General features: G+C 69.9%; 16 protein-coding genes. 7 read left to right on the top strand and 9 right to left on the bottom strand.

Features of this window, described 5'->3' with window-relative positions:
- Window positions 1-78: 78 nt before the first annotated feature.
- The 4 genes from ACO073_RS07165 to ACO073_RS07150 all read right to left on the bottom strand — a co-directional run bounded on the left by ACO073_RS07165 (window position 79) and on the right by ACO073_RS07150 (window position 3,825).
- Window positions 79-465, bottom strand: a complete 387-nt coding sequence (locus tag ACO073_RS07165) for a hypothetical protein (RefSeq protein ID WP_421996469.1) — start codon at window positions 463-465, stop codon at window positions 79-81.
- A gap of 192 nt (window positions 466-657) precedes the next feature.
- Window positions 658-2,286 carry a GMC family oxidoreductase gene (locus ACO073_RS07160; protein ID WP_421996468.1) on the bottom strand — a complete coding sequence of 543 codons (1,629 nt, stop codon included), beginning with the start codon at window positions 2,284-2,286 and terminating at the stop codon, window positions 658-660.
- Between the two features lie 143 nt (window positions 2,287-2,429).
- Window positions 2,430-3,218: a DUF2182 domain-containing protein gene (locus ACO073_RS07155; protein ID WP_421996467.1), complete on the bottom strand. Its 789-nt coding sequence runs from the start codon at window positions 3,216-3,218 to the stop codon at window positions 2,430-2,432.
- Window positions 3,202-3,825 (bottom strand): DUF1326 domain-containing protein, encoded by a 624-nt coding sequence (locus tag ACO073_RS07150; RefSeq protein WP_421996466.1) that lies wholly within the window; start codon window positions 3,823-3,825, stop codon window positions 3,202-3,204. The genes ACO073_RS07155 and ACO073_RS07150 overlap by 17 nt, the downstream gene beginning before the upstream one ends.
- A 151-nt stretch (window positions 3,826-3,976) precedes the next feature.
- Here ACO073_RS07150 and ACO073_RS07145 point away from each other — a divergent pair, with 151 nt between their 5' ends.
- The gene (locus ACO073_RS07145; protein ID WP_421996465.1) at window positions 3,977-5,008 is read left to right on the top strand and encodes an HAD family hydrolase; all 1,032 of its coding nucleotides are present in this window, start codon (window positions 3,977-3,979) and stop codon (window positions 5,006-5,008) included.
- Between the two features lie 19 nt (window positions 5,009-5,027).
- Here the strand turns inward: ACO073_RS07145 and ACO073_RS07140 are convergent, their stop codons facing one another.
- Window positions 5,028-5,516, bottom strand: a complete 489-nt coding sequence (locus tag ACO073_RS07140; RefSeq protein WP_421996464.1) for a pyridoxamine 5'-phosphate oxidase family protein — start codon at window positions 5,514-5,516, stop codon at window positions 5,028-5,030.
- A 181-nt stretch (window positions 5,517-5,697) separates the two neighbouring features.
- Between ACO073_RS07140 and ACO073_RS07135 the strand changes: the two genes are divergently transcribed.
- Complete coding sequence (locus ACO073_RS07135; protein ID WP_421996463.1) at window positions 5,698-6,093, top strand: DUF2177 family protein; 396 nt, start codon at window positions 5,698-5,700, stop codon at window positions 6,091-6,093.
- On the opposite strand, the gene ACO073_RS07130 is transcribed toward ACO073_RS07135, so the two are convergent.
- On the bottom strand, window positions 6,047-7,270 hold the full coding sequence (locus ACO073_RS07130; RefSeq protein ID WP_421996462.1) for a cation:proton antiporter: 1,224 nt from the start codon (window positions 7,268-7,270) through the stop codon (window positions 6,047-6,049). The genes ACO073_RS07135 and ACO073_RS07130 overlap by 47 nt on opposite strands.
- Before the next feature lie 141 nt (window positions 7,271-7,411).
- On the opposite strand from ACO073_RS07130, the gene ACO073_RS07125 reads away from it, so the two are divergent.
- Window positions 7,412-9,064 carry a tetratricopeptide repeat protein gene (locus ACO073_RS07125; RefSeq protein ID WP_421996461.1) on the top strand — a complete coding sequence of 551 codons (1,653 nt, stop codon included), beginning with the start codon at window positions 7,412-7,414 and terminating at the stop codon, window positions 9,062-9,064.
- Window positions 9,065-9,098: 34 nt separating this feature from the next.
- On the opposite strand, the gene ACO073_RS07120 is transcribed toward ACO073_RS07125, so the two are convergent.
- Window positions 9,099-9,893, bottom strand: a complete 795-nt coding sequence (locus ACO073_RS07120) for an RMD1 family protein (RefSeq protein WP_421996460.1) — start codon at window positions 9,891-9,893, stop codon at window positions 9,099-9,101.
- Window positions 9,894-10,111: 218 nt separating this feature from the next.
- On the opposite strand from ACO073_RS07120, the gene ACO073_RS07115 reads away from it, so the two are divergent.
- The 4 genes from ACO073_RS07115 to ACO073_RS07100 all read left to right on the top strand — a co-directional run bounded on the left by ACO073_RS07115 (window position 10,112) and on the right by ACO073_RS07100 (window position 14,930).
- The gene (locus tag ACO073_RS07115; RefSeq protein WP_421996459.1) at window positions 10,112-11,872 is read left to right on the top strand and encodes a flavin-containing monooxygenase; all 1,761 of its coding nucleotides are present in this window, start codon (window positions 10,112-10,114) and stop codon (window positions 11,870-11,872) included.
- Between the two features lie 138 nt (window positions 11,873-12,010).
- Window positions 12,011-12,427, top strand: coding sequence for a hypothetical protein (locus tag ACO073_RS07110; protein ID WP_421996458.1), 417 nt, complete (start codon window positions 12,011-12,013; stop codon window positions 12,425-12,427).
- A gap of 119 nt (window positions 12,428-12,546) precedes the next feature.
- Window positions 12,547-13,755: an ABC transporter substrate-binding protein gene (locus tag ACO073_RS07105; protein WP_421996457.1), complete on the top strand. Its 1,209-nt coding sequence runs from the start codon at window positions 12,547-12,549 to the stop codon at window positions 13,753-13,755.
- Between the two features lie 53 nt (window positions 13,756-13,808).
- A complete protein-coding gene (locus tag ACO073_RS07100; RefSeq protein WP_421996456.1) occupies window positions 13,809-14,930 on the top strand; it encodes a hypothetical protein in 1,122 nt (373 codons plus the stop codon).
- Between the two features lie 11 nt (window positions 14,931-14,941).
- Here ACO073_RS07100 and ACO073_RS07095 read toward each other — a convergent pair whose 3' ends face one another.
- Together ACO073_RS07095 and hutI are read right to left on the bottom strand one after the other, a co-directional pair.
- Window positions 14,942-16,201: a M20/M25/M40 family metallo-hydrolase gene (locus tag ACO073_RS07095; RefSeq protein ID WP_421996455.1), complete on the bottom strand. Its 1,260-nt coding sequence runs from the start codon at window positions 16,199-16,201 to the stop codon at window positions 14,942-14,944.
- Window positions 16,198-17,430 carry an imidazolonepropionase gene (hutI, locus tag ACO073_RS07090; RefSeq protein ID WP_421996454.1) on the bottom strand — a complete coding sequence of 411 codons (1,233 nt, stop codon included), beginning with the start codon at window positions 17,428-17,430 and terminating at the stop codon, window positions 16,198-16,200. Before hutI ends, ACO073_RS07095 begins: the two co-directional genes overlap by 4 nt.
- Between the last annotated feature and the right edge of the window lie 37 nt (window positions 17,431-17,467).

The raw sequence follows: 17,467 nt of genomic DNA, 5'->3' as shown, positions 1-17,467 counted from the left end.
ATACACGCGAATGAAAAGAGGCGGAATCGCACGCGATCCCGCCTCTCTTCATGTCCACGCCCCGACGACGGGCGACGGTCAGTTCGAGATCGGCTTGGAGGCGGCCTTCTGGGCCGCATCCGAACAGGCCTGCCCGCGGACCGGACCCGTCAGCTTCCAGCACATCGTATCGCCGTCGGCCACGATGCCCGAGTTGCAGTAGAAGACGTCCTTCTCCTTCTGCAGCCACAGGCCGCCGGGCACGGCCGCCTTGATCTGGTAGTTCTGCGTCACCAGCGTCCCGGCCGAGACGTCGGCCTGGGCCGCGTACTGCGTCGTGCAGGTCGGATCGCGCGGCGTCGCCGCCTGTGCCGGCGGCGAGGCCCCCTGGGCCGCGGCCGACAAGTCGATCGACGGCGACAGTGCCGCCACTGAGAATCCCGCTCCGACCAGGGTGGCGAGCGCCAGCACCGTTCTGAGTGTCATGTCCACACCTCCTCTCGACGCGTCGGCTTCCCCAAACCACGCGTCTCTTCCCGGGGCTGATGTAGCGTCATTGCACTGTCAGAACAATAACTTTGGCTTCTACAGCGGTGCAATTAGAGGGATGGCGCTAAGCTATTGATATATAACAAAAGGAGGTTTCGGGCGATCGCGGGACAAGCCCCTGCCGCGCATTCATCCGGCCAGGACCAGGCCGCTGGCGCGCTCCGCCACGGCCGTCACGGCGGCGTTGATCATGGCCGACGGCAGGCCGGGCAGGACCGAGGCGTCGACAACGCGCAGGCCGGCCACGCCGCGGACCCGCAGCGCCGCATCGACGACGGCGCCGAGGCGGCAGGTACCGACCGGATGGTGGAACGATCGCGCGGCGCGGCGGATGAACTCGGGCCGCGTCGCGGGGTCCGCCCAGCCCGGACCGGGAAAGGCCTCTTCCAGCCGCCAGTCGTCGAGCGCAGCGGCCGCGCCTATCTCGCGGGCAAGGCTCACGGCCTCGACGAGGCTCGCGAGGTCGCCGGGTTCGGTGAGGTAGCCGGGATCGATCAGCGCCGGCGCCCGGGGATCGGCGGACGCCAGCCGCACGCTGCCCCGGCTGCGCGGCTGCATCAGGCAGGGCACCAGCGTGTAGGCCGGCCCTTCGATCGCGCCCACAGCCGGTTGCACGAAGGGCAGCGAGAGGCACATCACGAGGTGCTCCGGAGGCTCGTCGTCCCGCGCGGCGGGCACGTAGAGCAGCGCATCGGCGTGATTGTAGTGCGAACGCGCCACGGCGCGCCGCGCCCGGTAGGCGACGCCGGCCAGCAGCAGGTGATCCTGAAGGTGCTGACCGACCTCGGGCAGGTCGACGGCGGTGCCGATGCCGAGCGCGCGCAGGGCGTCGGCCGGACCGATGCCCGAGACCATCAGCAGGCGCGGCGAATCGACGGCGCCGGCACAGAGCAGCACCTCGCCCTCGCTGCGCAGGACGCGCCCCGCGATCCGCACACCGACGCAGCGGCCGCTCTCGATCGCGAGACCGAGCACCTGCGTCTCGACGAGCACGTCGACGTCCGCGCCCTCGAGGCGCCCGAGGAACGCCGTCGCGGCATCGTCACGGACATGGCCCCGGACGCTGAGCTGGTTCCAGGCCGCGCCCGTCGTGACGGCGCCGCCCAGGTCGGCGGTCATCGCGAAGCCGCGTTCGCGCGCCGCCGCGAGGAAGGACGCCGCGACCGGCGTCCGGTCCTCGACGTCGGCGAGCGACAGGACGTGGAGCGGCCCGTCGCCGCCGCGCCATGCGTCGCCGCCGCCCGAGAAGGTCTCGGCCCGCCTGAAGAAGGGCAGGAGGTCGGCATGGCGCCAGCCCTCGGGCCAGCGGTCGTAGGCCGCCGGATGGCCGGCCTGGTAGGCGAGCGCATTGATGATGCTGGAGCCGCCGACCACCTTGCCGCGGGGATAGGGCACGACGCGGCCGCCGAGGCCGGGCTGCGGCACCGTGGCGTAGCGCCAGTCGAGCGGCCCGCCCGACAGGGTCGGCCATTGCGGCGGATCGGCGACCGCCGGGAGCGTCGCCGGACCGCCGGCCTCGATCACGAGAACGCGGCGACCCGCCCGGCCGAGGCGATGGGCCAGCACGCAGCCCGCCGAGCCGGCACCGACGATGACGATGTCGTAGGCCGCGCGCAGCTGCTCGGCCGATCGCAGGAAGCGCACGCCCGTCGCCGCGACGGCCGGGCCGGAAAAGCCCGACAGGGCCAGCCCCGAGCCGACGGCCAGCGCCTCGCGCCGTCCCAACCCGCTCCTGCCGCCGTACGCCATGCTGTCCATGTCCATCGCCGCACCGTTCTTCGTCCGAGGCGATAAAGCATGATGAGATTGGCTGGAACCAGCCAATCTCATCATGCCCTCCGGCGACCTACGACATTCGCGCGCGCGGATGAGATGAGGTGGATCGCATCGTCAAGGTCGATTCAGCGGCCGGCCAGCAGCAGGCCGAGGCCCCATCCGATCAGCGCCACGCCGGCGATCCGCGCCGTCCAGGCACCGAAGGGCAGCAGCTTCTCGACCAGCACGATCGCGGTGAGAGCGGCGACCCAGAGCAGGTTCATCACGCCGCCGACGAACAGCAGCGCCATCAGGACCCAGCAGCAGCCGAGACAATAGAGGCCGTGACCGAGGCCCATGCGCAGCGCTCCGACAGACCCGTCGCGCCAGTGGTTGACGACGAAGTCGAACGGCGAGCGGCAGAGGCCGAGGCAGGCATTCTTGAGTGGCGTCAGTTGGTATAGGCCGGCCGCCAGCAGCAGGGCCGCGGCGAGCCACGGCGCGGTGGCGGCCATCGCCATCGGCGACAGCAGCGCCACGCTCTCGAGGCCCCACTGCGCCAGCGTGGCGATGAACGAGAAGCCGCCCCAGGCCAGCAGATAGCCGGCCACGAACAGCGCCGTCGGCACGTAGGGCTGGGTGCGGGCGCGGCGGCGGCGATTGACGGCGGCGAAGGTCAGGATCATCGGCGCGGCGCTGGGCAGCATCATGCCGACCATCATGATCCACCACATCACGAACAGCAGGACGAGGTCGTGCAACCCCTTGGGCGGCATCGTCATGGCCGGATCCATGGCCGCCATGGTGGCCGCCTCGTCGGCCAGCCAGAGCCAGCAGACGAACGTCAGCGCCGCGAGGGCGGCCAGGATCGCGACGCGCGGCCCGAGCAGCAGCTCGATGGGCCGCGACGGCGCGCCGTCAGGCGGACCAGGCAAAGGGCGCGAAGTGGCCGTTGTTGCCCTTGCCGGCTAGGCCGAGGCTGAGCCCGAAGCCCTGCACTTCGGTCTTGCTGGCCCGGGCGAGCGCCAGCCGGCGGTTGGCGGGATGGGCGGTATTGTCGATGAAGTACGGCTCGCCCGACCGGTTGCGCGAGGCGACGCCCTCGATCTCGAAGGCCAGCACGCCCGGAATCGCCGCGGCGCGGCGCAGCCCGTCCATCGTGAACGCGATGGGATGGAACTCGACGCCGCGGAAATCGCTCACGAGATTGTCCCGGATCATCTGCGGCGGCCCTCCGGCCTCGCCGCCGGCGATCGCGGCCAGCGCCTTGCGCTGCGCCTCGCTCGCCTTGTCATCGACGACGACGCCGAACACCCAGTCGCCGTCCGCCATGACGCGCCTGGAGCGGATGACCAGCGCGAACTTCAAGCCGTCGAGCACCACGTCGCCCCTGCGGCCGCGGTCGATGCGATAGACCATCAGCGCGGTGCAATGATCGTGCGTCGCCGGCGCCTGCGGATTGGTGAAGATGCAGGGACAGAGATAGTCGCAGTTGCAGCTTTCCATGTACTCGCCGGCGATCTCCCAGCTCTTGTCGGGCATGGCTGCCTCCCTTCGCAGGCCGACATCATAGACGAGTCGAGCCTCCGCGACAGGAGGGAAGGCCGCCGTTCGATGCAGGACGCGCATCCGCCTCGTCCGGATCGTCATCGGTCGTCATGCTAGGCTCGGCGCAACAGGAGAGGCTGCCACGATGATGTTCCGTTCGCGCTTTCTCGCCGCCGCACTGGCGAGCCTGCTCACGGTCCTGGCCTCCGGCCTCGGCCCGGCCGCCCGGGCGCAGACCGACCCGCTGCCCTCCTGGAACGACGGTGCGGCCAAGCAGGCGATCCTGGCCTTCGTGAAGCAGACGACCGACCAGGCGAGCCCGACCTTCGTGCCGCCCGCCGAGCGTATCGCCACCTTCGACCAGGACGGGACGCTCTGGGTCGAGCATCCGCTGTACACCCAGATCGTCTACTGCCTCGAGCAGGTGCCGGCCCTGGTCAGGCAGAAGCCGGAGCTGGCCGGCGTCGAACCGTTCAAGACGGTCCTGTCGGGCGATCGCGAGGCGATGGGCAAGCTGAGCGACGAGGACCTGCTGAAGCTCCTGTCCATGACGCTGACCGGCGTGAGCGTCGATCAGTTCCGCGCGGGCGCGCGGCAGTGGCTCGAGACGGCCCGTCATCCGCGCTGGAAGCGCCCCTACACGGACCTTACCTACCTGCCGATGCAGGAGCTGATGAAGTACCTGCGCGCCAGCGGCTACAAGACCTACATCGTGACCGGCGGCGGCCAGGATTTCGTGCGGGCCTACGCCGAGGCCACCTACGGCATCCCGGTGGAGCAGGTCGTGGGGACCGCCGCCGCCACCAAGTACGGCTACGACAAGGACGGCAAGCCGTTCCTGACCAAGGAACCCCGCCTGCTCCTGAACGACAACGATGCCGGCAAGCCCGAGGGCATCTACCTGATGATCGGCCGGCGGCCGCACGCCGCCTTCGGCAACTCGACCGGCGACCGCCAGATGCTCGAGTACACGACGGCCGGGAACGGCGCCCGCCTCGGCATGCTCGTGCTGCACGACGATGCGGTGCGCGAGTACGCCTACGGTCCGGCCCAGGGCCTGCCGGATTCCCGGGTGGGCACCTTCACGCAGGCGCTGTACGACGAGGCGAAGGCCAAGGGCTGGACCGTGATCAGCATGAAGTCCGACTGGAAGCGGATCTTCAGCTTCGAGCCCTGAGCCGGACCGGCCGGCCTCGCTATCGGCGCAGGTCGACCTCGCCGACCTTGTCTTCGTAGTCCTTCCGCGGATCGGCGCCGAGCAGCATCTTGATGCCGGCGACGATGCTGGAGGCGTCGAGCCAGACCTCTGCCTTCTCGGCGTCGAAGCGCAGCAGCACGAGGTTGGGATCGTCCTTGCCGCCCTTGTACCAGGCCGCGATGAAGCGGTTCCACAGCCGGTCGATGTTGGCGCGGCTGGTGTCGATGGAGACCGCGCCGTGCAGGGTGGCGAACAGATCGTGGTCCTTGGCGGCAAAGGTGGCGATCGCCCGGTTGCCCTGCGGCAGCTTCTGCACCAGCGCATTGTCGCGCGCGGTGAAGAACCAGATCGGGCCGCGGCCGCCGTCGAGCTGGGCCGTCATGGGGCGGGCGTGACCGTCCTCCACGCCGTCGAGGCCCAGCATCACCGTCCTGTCGGACTCGAGGGCAGACCAGAACTTCTCCTCAAGCTCGCGCGGCGTGGCCATCGTCATCTCCTGGGTTTGCTTCGGGTGGCGGGCAACGGCGCCGTCCGCCACCGGTTGCTCCCGCCCGCCGGCCGGAGAGGACGCACGACGCGCATGGATGCCCTGCATGGCATGGCTCATCCGGTCGGGCGCTCCGCGCGTATCTGGCCGATGCCCACGAACCGACATCCAGGGTGAGACCATGCGGACATTCGGCCTGAGCTTCCTGTCGGCGCTCCTCGTGCTGGCCGTCCTCGACGGGATCTGGCTGGGCTTCATCGGCCGCGACTTCTACAAGGCGCGTCTGGGACCCCTGATGCGCGAGGATCCGGTGTGGCTGGCGGCTGTGCTCTTCTATCTCCTGCACGCGGCCGGCATCGCGACCTTCGCCGTGCCGGCGGCGCTGGGCGCCGGCACCTGGCTCGCCGCCGCGTGCTACGGCGCGCTCTATGGTCTCTTCGTCTATGCCGCCTACGACCTCACCAACCAGGCGGTGCTGCGCGGCTGGTCGACGACGCTCACCGTCGTCGACATGGGCTGGGGCGCCCTTGTCACCGCGACCGCGACCCTGGTCGCCTTCCTGATGGTGCACCGCTGAGGCGGGCGTACAGCGCGATGCCGGGACGCGCGCTCAGCCCGTGCAGCAGGATGCTCAGCAGGACGGTCAGGATGGTGACCTGTCGGATCGTCGACTCGCCGGGCAGATGGACCTCGCGTTCGAGGTAGACGAGGCCCAGCACGATCGAAGCCAGGCCGCGCGGGCCGAACCAGCCCATGAACATCCGGGTCGGCCAGCCGAGACCGCTTCCGGCCAGCACGAGCGCCACCGGCAGCATGCGAACCACGGTCAGGCTCGCCACCGCGTAGGCGAGCATGGCAGGATCGAATGAGGTCGCGCTGCGCACGACCACAATCCCGAAAAGGAAGAAGACGGAGAGGTTGAGGATCTGCCCCCAGACCTCGCCGAACGCCAGGCTGTGCTGCCCGGCCGCGTCGAAGCCCACCTGCACGCACAGGCCCGCCACGAAGGCGGCGATGAACATGCTGGCGGCAACCTGGTCGGACACGAGGAGGCACAGCGCCGGGAGGGCGACCACGCCGGCCTGGGCGAAGACGTCGGACATCCAGCCGCGCCTCGACGCCTGGCCGAGCAGCCAGCCGCCGGCCAGGCCGATGGCGCCTCCGACCGCCACGCCGTAGCCGAGCTGCTCGACCATGAACTGGCCGAGGCTCGCCGCCGTGCCCTCGAGCGGCGCCGCCGCCACGGCCATGAAGAACAGCAGGAACGGCACCGACAGTCCGTCGTTGAGGCCGGCCTCCACATTGAGGGCCTCCCGGACGGTCGGCGGCACGCTCGGGCTGGTCACGATCACCTGCCCGAGACCGGCGTCGGTCGGCGCGAGGATCGCGGCCAGGATCGCCGCCTCGAGGAGGCCGAGACCGGGCAGCGTCAGCCACGCCGCGGCCGTCCCGAGCGCCACCGTCAGCGGCAGCCCCAGGAGCAGCAGCCGCGCCGGCAGGCTGCGAATGCTCCACAGCGACGACAGGCCGGTGCGCGCCGCGTCCGTGAACAGCAGCAGGACAAGCCCCAGTTCCGCGAGATGCAGGAAGATGGCTTGGCCATAGCCCTCGGCCAGGTCGGTGGGGGCCATGAGGGCGACCGCGATTCCCGCGGCCGTGAAAACGATGGGTCCCGTGACCACGGTCCCGTCCAGCCGGCGCGACACCAGACTGTAGCCGAGCACCAGCGCGACGAAGACGAGAAGGAGGATCATTCGCTCCTCCTGTCGGTACGGCCGCGCCATGACAACGGGTGCATGAAGACCCGATGATATGCCGGACCTTCGGCGGCCAGGGAAGCGTCGGCCGCGCGGCCTGTGCTACCGTGCCGCCGACAGCAGCTGCGGAGCGACGCCATGGACTACTACGATCTCGGTGCGTACGGGCGCGTCATCACCACCCGGTCGGCGGACGCCCAGACCTGGTTCGATCGCGGCCTGAACTGGCTCTACGCCTTCAACCACGAAGAAGCGATCAAGTGCTTCGTCCAGGCGCTGGCGCACGATCCCGACTGCGCGATGGCGCACTGGGGCGTCTCCTACGCCTCCGGCCCCAACTACAACCTGCCCTGGATCCTCTACGACCCGCAGGGCAAGGCCCGGGCGCTCGCGGCCTCCTACGACGCGATGGAGAAGGCGGTCGCCGCGGCGCCGGGAGCGACGCCGGTGGAGCAGGCCCTGATCGCCGCCCTGCCTGCCCGCTATCCCCAGCGCACCCCGATCGAGGACCAGTCGGGCTGGGACAAGGCGTTCACCAACTTCATGCGCGAGGTCTTCCGGCAGCACCCGCAGGACCTCGACGTCCGCGCCGTCTTCACGGACGCCATCATGAACGAGACGCCGTGGCAGATGTGGGATCTCGGCACCGGCGGCGTCGCCCGGGACGCCGGCACGGCCGAGGCCATGGCGGTGCTGGAGGAAGCGCTCAAAGATCTGCCGGCGACCTGGGACCACCCCGGCCTGTTGCACCTCTACGTCCACCTGATGGAGATGTCGCCCTTCCCGCAGCGCGCGCTGCGCGCCGGCGACCGGCTGCGCGAGCTTGTGCCGGATTCGGGCCATCTGGTCCACATGCCGACCCATATCGACGTGCTGTGCGGCAACTATCACGATGTCGTCGTCTACAATCAGAAGGCCGTTGCCGCCGATCGCAAGTTCGTGGCCCGCGACGGGGCGATGAACTTCTACACGCTCTACCGCAACCACAACCACCACTTCGTCGTCTACGGCGCCATGTTCCTCGGCCAGTACACGCCGGCGATCGAGGCGGCCCAGGAGCTGATCGACACCACGCCGGAGGCGCTGCTGCGCGTGCCCTCGCCGCCCATGGCCGACTTCATCGAGCCCTTCCTCGCCATGAAGCAGCACGTGCTGGTGCGCTTCGGCAAGTGGCGCGAGATCATCGACCAGGAGCTGCCCGCCGACCGCGATCTCTACTGCTCGACCACCGCCATGATGCTCTATGCCAAGGGCGTGGCGCATTCCGTGCTGGGCGAGATCGCTGAGGCGGAGACGGCGCGCGCCGCCTTCCGCGCCGCCCGGGCGCGCGTGCCGGAGACGCGGCGGGTGCACAACAACGTCATGCCCGACCTGCTGGCCATCGCCGAGGAGATGCTGACCGGCGAGCTCGAGTACCGCCGCGGCAACCACGATCTCGCCTTCGCCCATCTGCGGCGCGCCGTCGAGCTCGACGACTCGCTGCCCTACGACGAGCCTTGGGGCTGGATGCAGCCGACCCGCCACGCGCTGGGCGCCCTGCTGCTCGAGCAGGGGCGCATCGAGGAGGCCGAGGCGGTCTACCGCGCCGATCTCGGCTTCGACGGCAAGCTCAGCCGCTCCTGCCAGCATCCCGACAATGTCTGGAGCCTGCACGGGCTGCACGAGTGCCTGAGCCGGCGCGGCGACAAGGTCGAGGCGCCGCTGATCAAGGCCCGGCTCGACCTGGCGATGGCCCGCGCCGAGGTGCCGATCCGCGCCTCCTGCCTGTGCCGGCGCCAGGCGGTGGCCTGACGCCAGCCGCCCGCGGGCATCGCCCGTCGGACGCTCAGTGGCCGCGGATGAACATCTCGTAGAGCGACAGAAGGATTTCGATCGCGATCAGGATGATGATGTACCATTCCAGCCGCACCGCGCGCTGGTTCTGCACCAGCTCGAGCAGGGTGCGGATGGTGTCGCCGGCCAGCGTCAGCTTGCGGTCGACGGCGCGGCCACGCTCGAGCAGCTCGTACTCGTCGGCCAGCCGGGCATAGAGGCGCTCGAGCTCGGGCCAGTCCCACAGGATGTCGGGCTTGTCCTCGACGGCGACGCGCCCGACCATGCGGTGCTGGGTCAGCAGGCTGTCGCCCACCTGACGGACGAGCTCGCGGGCATGGCGCATGCCGCGCCCGCTGCGCTTGATCTCCATGGCCAGGACGTCGATGCGGTCGAAGACGACGGCCAGCCGGGTCTCGTGATGCGCCAGCACCAGGCTCTTGGCCAGCACGTTGGCCACGACCTGCAGGCGCTCCGGGGTCGCGTCCTTGAGGAAGAGCGCGCCGGTCGGCTCCAGCCGGTCCTCGCCGCCGGCATTGAGGGTCGCCGTCAGCCGGTCGGCCTCGGCGATCTCCAGCGGATCGACAACCCGCGGCCGCAGCACGTCGAGCACCGGCCCCTCGTCGGCCAGCGGCACGCCGGCGAACACCACGACGCCGAAGCGGAAGGCGAAGGCGACGCCGTGCCGGCCGACCCGCAGCGTGAGCGGCGACAGGCTTATCGTGTCCGGATGCTCCAGCCCGCGTGTGTCGATGCGCAGGCCGAGCAGCACGGCACGAAAGTCGATGGTTGTCGGAGACTGATCCACAGCGACGCCCTTCACGGCGCGGCCACAGGCGTCCACGCCGGCCGTCGCCAGCGCGATCCGCAACCGGACACCGCCCTCTGATGGTGATTTTCGGTTGGGCCCGCCCGACGCGCAAGAGGTGGCGACAATCGCGACGGCCGGACCGCCAAGCGAACGCAGATGCGCGGCCTTGCGCCCGGCGGCTTGCGGCGAGCGCACGATCGGCAAAAAATCACGCCATGAGCACACAGTCCCCGATCACCGCAAACACCCGCCCGTCGCCGACCGCCACCGCCGATGCCGTCGTCGTCGGCGCCGGCTTCGGCGGGCTCTACGCCTTGCACTGCCTGCGTCAAATGGGCTTCAGCGCGGTCTGCTTCGAGGCCGGCGACGGCGTCGGCGGCACCTGGTACTGGAACCGCTATCCCGGCGCGCGCTGCGACGTCGAGAGCCTGCAATACTCCTACTCGTTCTCGGAAGAACTCGACCAGGAATGGAACTGGACGGAGAAGTACGCGCCGCAGCCCGAGATCCTGGCCTACGCCAACCACGTCGCCGACCGCTTCGACCTGCGCCGCGACATCCGCTTCGAGACCCGGGTCACCACGGCGACCTTCGACGAGAAGCGGGCGCTGTGGGTCGTCGAGACCGACCGCGGCGACCGCGTCGAGGCCCGGTTCTGCCTGATGGCGGTGGGATGCCTGTCCTCGGCGAACAAGCCGCCCTTCGCCGGCATGGAGGACTTCAAGGGTGCGATCTACCACACCGGCGAATGGCCCAAGGAAGGCGTCGACTTCACCGGCTTGCGCGTCGGCGTGATCGGCACGGGATCGTCGGCCATCCAGTCGATTCCGCTGATCGCCGAGCAGGCCAGTGCGCTGACGGTGTTCCAGCGCACGCCCAACTATTCGGTTCCGGCCTACAACGCGCCGCACGACCCCGACCATGTGGCCAAGGTGAAGGCCGACTATCCGGCGCTGCGGGCCAGGGCCCGCTCGCGGCCGACCGGCTTCTACTTCCCCTTCAACGCCAAGCCCGCGCTGGAGGCCACGCCCGACGAGCGGCAGCGGCAGTACGAGGAGTTCTGGGCCAAGGGCGGCCTGCCCTTCCTCGGCGCCTATGGCGATCTCCTGTTCAACAAGGAGGCCAACGACACGATCGCCGACTTCGCCCGCGACAAGATCCGCAGCATCGTGAAGGATCCGGCGACCGCCGAGCTGCTCTGCCCGGAGAACGTGTTCGGCTGCAAGCGGCTGTGCGTCGATACCGACTACTTCGCCACCTACAACAAGCCGCACGTGAAGCTGGTCGACGTGTCGAAGACGCCGATCGAGCGCTTCACCGAAGAGGGCCTCGTCGTCGACGGCAAGACCTACCCGCTCGATGCGGTGGTCTGCGCCACCGGCTTCGCCGCCATGACCGGCTCCTACGACAGGATGCGCATCGTCGGCCGCGGCGGGCTGACGCTGGCCGAGAAGTGGAAGGCCGGGCCGCGCACCTTTCTCGGCCTCGCCTCGGCGGGCTTCCCCAACCTGTTCCTCATCACCGGACCGGGCAGCCCCTCGGTGCTGGCCAGCATGATCCAGGCGATCGAGCAGCATGTCGACTGGATGGTCGACCTGATGGCGCACATGCGCGACGTCGGCGCCCGCACCTTCGAGCCGCGGGTCGCCGACGAGGACGACTGGGTCGACCATGTCAACGAGGTCAGCCAGGTGTCCCTGCGCTCGACCTGCAGCTCGTGGTACGTCGGCGCCAACGTGCCCGGCCGGCCGCGCGTGTTCATGCCCTATATCGGCGGCTTCCCGGTCTATGTGCAAAAATGCAACGAGGTCATGGACAAGGGTTACGAGGGCTTCGTGCTCGAGGGCGGCGACGGCCCGGTCACGGCCGGCAACGCCGCTCCCGAGGTGCGGCTGACCAAGCGCTGGCACGTGCCCCTCGACATGGACGTGATCTCGCCGGCCATGCTCGCCGCCCGGAAGGTGCCGGTCGTCTGACCATGCCCCAATGGCGGGCCCCAATGGCGGGCCATGGCGCCGCGATCCTTGCAGTCTCGTGACCCCGTTGTCACTGGCGGTCGCGACGGCACGCATGGCAACATCGACAATCAGGGAGAGTGCCAGGAGGACACCCACATGCCGCTTCGCTGGGAAGTTCTTCACGACCAGAAGCTGATCCACGTCATCGCCGAAGGACCGGTCACGATCGAGGACATGGAAGAGCATTTCGACGCGCTCGCCTCGACCAACGTGCTGCGCTACGCCAAGCTCTTCGACGCTACCCGGATGAAGCCGCTCTACGACGACAATGACGTGCTGCGGGTCGGCGCGCGTCTCAGCGCCTACACCTTCTCGCAGCCGAGCGGCCCGCTCGCCGTGATCGGCAAGGGCGAGATCGTGCGCTCGGCCTTCAAGCGGTTCATCAACATCTCGCCGTCCAAGCGGCCGGCCAAGATGTTCCGGTCGGAGAAGGAAGCGAGGGCCTGGCTGGCGTCGGTCGCCGACGATGTCGCCGACCAGAGCAAGGACGAGATCTACGGCAACCCGGACTGAACCGGACCGTCCGGCCTCCCCCCCGGGCGAGCCCCGCCATCCTCCCCATCGCGAGCCCCTCCCGGCCGTGCTAGAGTGCCGCAAAACAACGTCACTGAAGGACGTTGCGGGAGGAAACGATGCGATACCTGAAAGCCGCCCTCGCGGCGGTCCTGTCGTGTTGCGTGCTCAGCGTTCCCGTGTCGGCCCAGAACAAGGCGGTGAAGATCGGCGTGCTGGACGACATGTCCGGCCCCTACGCCGAGAACACCGGTCCCGGCGACGTCGCCTCGGTGAAGTTCGCGGTCGCGGATTTCGGCGGCTCGGTTCTGGGCAAGCCCATCGAGGTCGTCGCGGCCGACTTCCAGAGCAAGGTCGATGTCGGCGTCGGAATCGCCAAGCGCTGGTACGACGACGAGGATGTCGACATGGTGATCGGCATCCCGAACTCGGCGATCGCGCTCGCCCTGGTGAAGGTGGCGCAGGAAAAGAACCGTATCGTCATGCCGACCGCCGCGGCCACCTCGGCGCTCACCGGCAAGGGCTGCGGTCCCAACACCATCCACTGGATCTACGACACGTACGGCCAGACCAAGACGATCGTCGAGGCGCTGAGCAAGCAGGGCGGCAACACCTGGTTCTTCGTCACGGTCGACTACGCCTTCGGGCTGGCGATCGAGCAGGACGCCACGCAGTTCATCCAGGCGGCCGGCGGCAAGGTGCTGGGATCGGTGCGCCATCCGCTGAACTCGCCGGACTTCTCGTCCTATATCGTGCAGGCCCAGGCCTCGAAGGCGAAGGGGCTGATGGTGGCCAATGGCGGCAACGACATCATCAACGCCGTCAAGCAGGCCGCCGAGTTCGGCCTGATGAAGCAGGGAATGCGCATCAGCGCGCCGCTGGCCCAGTTTCCCGACGTGCACGGGCTCGGGCTGAAGATCGCCCAGGGCCTGCTGCTCTCCAGCCCCTTCTACTACGACATGAATCCGCAGGCCCGGGCCTACACCGACCGCTTCGCCAAGGAGATGGGCCGACCGCCCTCCTTCATCCAGGCCGGCACCTACGGCGCGGTGCTGCACTATCTCAAGGCCGTCCAGGCGGCCGGCACGGACGAGGCCAAGGCGGTCCTGGCCAAGATGCGGGAGCTGCCGATCAACGACTTCATGACCAAGGACGGCAGGGTGCGTCCCGACGGCCGCGTCATCCGCGACATGTACCTGATGGAGGTCAAGACGCCCGCCGAATCGAAGGGCGAGTGGGACCTCGCGAAGATCGTCGCCACCGTGCCGGGCAAGGATGCCTTCCGGCCGATGGGCGAAGGCGGTTGTCCGTTCGCGGGCAAGCCGTAGCGCCACGAGGGCGACGTTTCGCGGCCTGCCTGGCCGCGCTCGCTTTGCTCGCCGTGTCCGCGACGGCCGTCGCGGGCACGCTGGCCGTCGACAGCAGGACCATCCCCGGCCTCGATCCCGCGACTCCGATCGTCCTGCACACGCTGCGACTGACCGGCGAGATCGAGGCGGGAGACGCCGAACGGTTGAGGGATGCGCTGTCCAGGCTCCGGGCCCGTGCGCCGCCGACGGACGACGGACGGCTCGCCACCATCGAGCTCAGCAGCATCGGCGGCAACCTGCTCGTCGGCATCGCCATCGGCTACCTGCTGCACGACTACGGCGTGGCGACGGTCGTGCGCAAGGGCGACAGCTGCCTTTCGGCGTGTGCGCTCGCGTTCCTCGGAGGCACGGCGCGCGACGCGGCGGGTATCCGCCCCAGCCGCACGATCGAGATCGGCGGCCAGGTCGCCTTCCACAATTTCACCATCGACGCCGCTGCCGTCGAGAAGGAGACGCGGCAGGATGCGGAGGCCGGCATCGCCCGTTCCTTCGGGCTGGCCCGCGCCGGTGCCGCCCAGCTGATGCGATACGCCACCGACATGGGCGTCGCCGGGACTTTCGTCGCGACCCTGGTCGGACGGCCGGCCGGGCAGTGGCAATACATCGATACCGACGAGGCGTTCATCGCGGCGCAAGCCTGCCCTGCCGGTCCGATGCCGTCGCCCGGCCGGCTCGAGCAGCAGGCCGCCAACATCTGCAACCACGCCACGGGCCGGCGCACGCCGGCCCGCGCTTCGGACGCGCGCTCGATCGCCCTGTCGCAGGCGCGCCGGCACCTGCTGGAGCATATCCACGAGAACCTCGTATCCTTCACCGTGAGCGGTCCGCTCGCCCGCCAGCTCGCGGCGGTGATCGCGTCGAAGGACGAGCGCCTGGTGGAGAAGGTCTATGCCGACCTGCGCGTCGCCGGCGTGCCGCTGCCGCGGCCGAGCGGACTCAATTTCGAAGTCCTGGGCCCGGGATCGGATTCCCGATCCCACTGCTTCGTCTCGCTGTCGCCCGGCGATCTCGACGTGTTCGATCTCGCCCTGGTGACTCGCCACGGCCTGACGCGCGCACCGCAGCAGCCGCCGGCGAGCTGTCCCATGCTCTTCCGCTACGAGCCGGGCGACATGCTCAATCCGCCGCGGTGACTCCGTTCCCGTCAGACAAGTGTCAGGTAGTCCCAGGCCGCGAGCGCGTGGGTACGCGTCACGTGGTCGAACTCCGCGAGGCTCACGCTCTCGTCGATGCCGCCCATGCCGGCCGGCGAACAGCCGTAGACGAAGGCCGGCACGCCGCGGGCGCGCCAGAAGCGCGTGTCGGTGCCGCCCAGGCTGACGATCGGCTGCGGCGGCTTCGCCTGGCCGTGCGCCGCGCGGCGCAGCAGATGGCCCATCATCTCGTGCGTCGGATCGGAGACGGTGGCCTCCGGCCCGCCGGGCAGCATCTCCTCGAACGTCGTGCCGGGATGGCGGGCGGCGATCTCCGTCGCTCTGGCCAGGACGGCGGCGCGCGGGATGCCGACGGGCAGCCGGCAATCGACCTCGAGCACGCAGCGGGGCGGCAGCATGTTGATCGTCACGCCGCCCTGGATCGTCCCGATATTGACCGAGACGCGGCGCATCACCCCGGCCGCCCCCGCGCCCAGCGAGAGATCGGCCGCGGCCCTGACCTCTTCCCTGTCGAGCGTGGCGCGGACGGTCGCCGGCTCGTCGGGCACCATCGCCTCGATCTCCTGCAGGTCGCGGATCAGGGCCGCCGCCACCTTGTTGGCGCTCTGGCCGGTATGGGGATAGGCGCTGTGGCCACCCTTGACGGCGATGACGAAGCGCAGCCACAGCATGCACTTCTCGCCGAAGCGCACGGTGGCGAGCCCCGACGGTTCGGTGTTCAGCACGCAGTCGCCCAGCACCTCGTCCGGCCGGTTCTCGATCAGCCAGGCGGCGCCCCACTTGCCGCCAGTCTCCTCGTCGGAGACGACGGTGAGCGTGACCCGCCCGCGCAGCTTTGCCCGCAGCCGGTGGAGGGCCGCGAAGACGTGCAGCAGCGCGGTCGTGCCGCTCTTCATGTCGACCGTGCCGCGGCCGTGCAGGCGACCGTCGGCGATGTCGCCCGACCAGGGATCGCGCGCCCACGAGGCGCGGTCGCCGATCGGGAAGACGTCGAGATGGCCGTTCAGCACCAGGTGGCGGCCCGGACCGGCGCCGCCCTCGAATGTCGCGATCAGGTTCGGCGCATGGGCGAGCGGCGCCTCGGTCCGGTGGGCGATCCCCTCGGCGTCGAGAAAGGCACGGAAGAGATCGGCGGCCCGGGTCGTGTCGCCGGGCGGGTTCGCGGTATCGATGCGCGCGAAGCGCTGCAGGAAGTCGACGCGCGCGTCGTGGCCGGCATCGAGCGCCGCCAGGAGGTCGTCGGCACTCATGCGCGGGCCAGCCGCGGCGCCGGCGCCTCGTGCACCACCGCGCCGTCCTTGAGCACCGCGAGGCAGGGCGCGCCGCCGATCGGGTAGGCGATGCCGCGCGGATCGTCGGTGTCCCACACCGCGAGATCGGCGGCGCGGCCCGTGGCGATCAGGCCGGCCGAGGCGCCGAGGCCGAGCGCACGGGCGCCGTTGACGGTGAAGCCGCGCAGCGCCTCCTCGGGCGTGAGGCGGAACAGGAAGCAGGCGAGGTTCATCTGCGAGGCCGGCGAGACCGTGGGCGAGCTCACCGGATTGCTGTTGGTGGCGAGCGCCATCGGCACGCCGAGCGCGCGGAAAAGGTCGACCGGCGGCTTCCAGGTCTCGTGCAGGGAATAGTGCGCGCCGGCGAGCAGCGTCGCGACGGTGCCCGCCTCGGCCATCGCCCGTACCGTCGCCTCGGAGGCGAATTCGAGATGGTCGGCCGACAGGCCGCGATGGCGGGCGACCACGGCCCCGGCGCCGAAGTCGGTGTACTGGTCGGCGTGCAGCTTGACGCCGAGGCCGAACGACGCCGCGCGGGCGAACAGGCGATCCATCTGGGCATGGCTGAAGCCGACCTCGTCGCAGAAGCCGTCGACCTGGTCGACCAGGCCCTCCCGCACCGCCTCGGGCAGGACGTCGTCGGCCAGGAAGTCGACATAGTCGTCGCGGCGGCCGGCATATTCCGGCGCGAGCCCGTGCGCACCGAGGAAGGTCGAGACGACGGTGACCGGCAGGTCGCGGCCGAGCGCCCGCGAGATGCGCATCAGCCGGAGCTCGGTGTCGCGGTCGAGCCCGGCTCCCGACTTGCTCTCGACCGTGGTGACGCCGTTGGCGATCAGCCGGCTCATGCGGGCGTGGCTGGCGGCGTAGATCGCCTCCTCGGACAGGCGCCGCGTGCGCTGGACGAGCTGGCCGACGCCGCCACCCTTCGGCTCGAGGTCCCAGCGCTGGCCGCCCTGCGACAGGATCTCGAAATCGACCAGCCCCTCCTCGCCGTAGACGATGTGCGTGTGGGGATCGACCAGGCCGGGCGTCACCACCTTGCCGGCGAGGTCGCGCACCGCGGCCGCCGGCGGCGCCTGCGCGGCCGGGCCGATCCAGGCGATCTTGCCGCCCTCGATCCCCACCGCGCCATCCGGCACCAGCCCGAACGGGGCGCCGTCGGCCATGGTGGCGACGGTCGCGTGCGTCAGCAGCAGATCGAGCATTCAGTGTCTCCGGTAAGCTTGGTGCAACATGCGAGGA

Source organism: Reyranella sp. (assembly GCF_965229815.1).
In the GTDB taxonomy this organism is placed as follows: Bacteria; Pseudomonadota; Alphaproteobacteria; order Reyranellales; family Reyranellaceae; genus Reyranella.
This window is presented reverse-complemented; position numbering and strand designations above follow the sequence as displayed.

What these genes read in the sequence shown, in the direction of transcription:
- ACO073_RS07150 (WP_421996466.1), bottom strand. Translation starts at nt 3,825, where the DNA reads ATGCCCGACAAGAGCTGGGAGATCGCCGGCGAGTACATGGAAAGCTGC.
- ACO073_RS07115 (WP_421996459.1), top strand. Translation starts at nt 10,112, where the DNA reads ATGAGCACACAGTCCCCGATCACCGCAAACACCCGCCCGTCGCCGACC.
- ACO073_RS07125 (WP_421996461.1), top strand. Translation starts at nt 7,412, where the DNA reads ATGGACTACTACGATCTCGGTGCGTACGGGCGCGTCATCACCACCCGG.
- ACO073_RS07160 (WP_421996468.1), bottom strand. Translation starts at nt 2,286, where the DNA reads ATGGACAGCATGGCGTACGGCGGCAGGAGCGGGTTGGGACGGCGCGAG.
- hutI (WP_421996454.1), bottom strand. Translation starts at nt 17,430, where the DNA reads ATGCTCGATCTGCTGCTGACGCACGCGACCGTCGCCACCATGGCCGAC.
- ACO073_RS07165 (WP_421996469.1), bottom strand. Translation starts at nt 465, where the DNA reads ATGACACTCAGAACGGTGCTGGCGCTCGCCACCCTGGTCGGAGCGGGA.
- ACO073_RS07145 (WP_421996465.1), top strand. Translation starts at nt 3,977, where the DNA reads ATGATGTTCCGTTCGCGCTTTCTCGCCGCCGCACTGGCGAGCCTGCTC.
- ACO073_RS07135 (WP_421996463.1), top strand. Translation starts at nt 5,698, where the DNA reads ATGCGGACATTCGGCCTGAGCTTCCTGTCGGCGCTCCTCGTGCTGGCC.
- ACO073_RS07105 (WP_421996457.1), top strand. Translation starts at nt 12,547, where the DNA reads ATGCGATACCTGAAAGCCGCCCTCGCGGCGGTCCTGTCGTGTTGCGTG.
- ACO073_RS07130 (WP_421996462.1), bottom strand. Translation starts at nt 7,270, where the DNA reads ATGATCCTCCTTCTCGTCTTCGTCGCGCTGGTGCTCGGCTACAGTCTG.
- ACO073_RS07140 (WP_421996464.1), bottom strand. Translation starts at nt 5,516, where the DNA reads ATGGCCACGCCGCGCGAGCTTGAGGAGAAGTTCTGGTCTGCCCTCGAG.
- ACO073_RS07110 (WP_421996458.1), top strand. Translation starts at nt 12,011, where the DNA reads ATGCCGCTTCGCTGGGAAGTTCTTCACGACCAGAAGCTGATCCACGTC.
- ACO073_RS07095 (WP_421996455.1), bottom strand. Translation starts at nt 16,201, where the DNA reads ATGAGTGCCGACGACCTCCTGGCGGCGCTCGATGCCGGCCACGACGCG.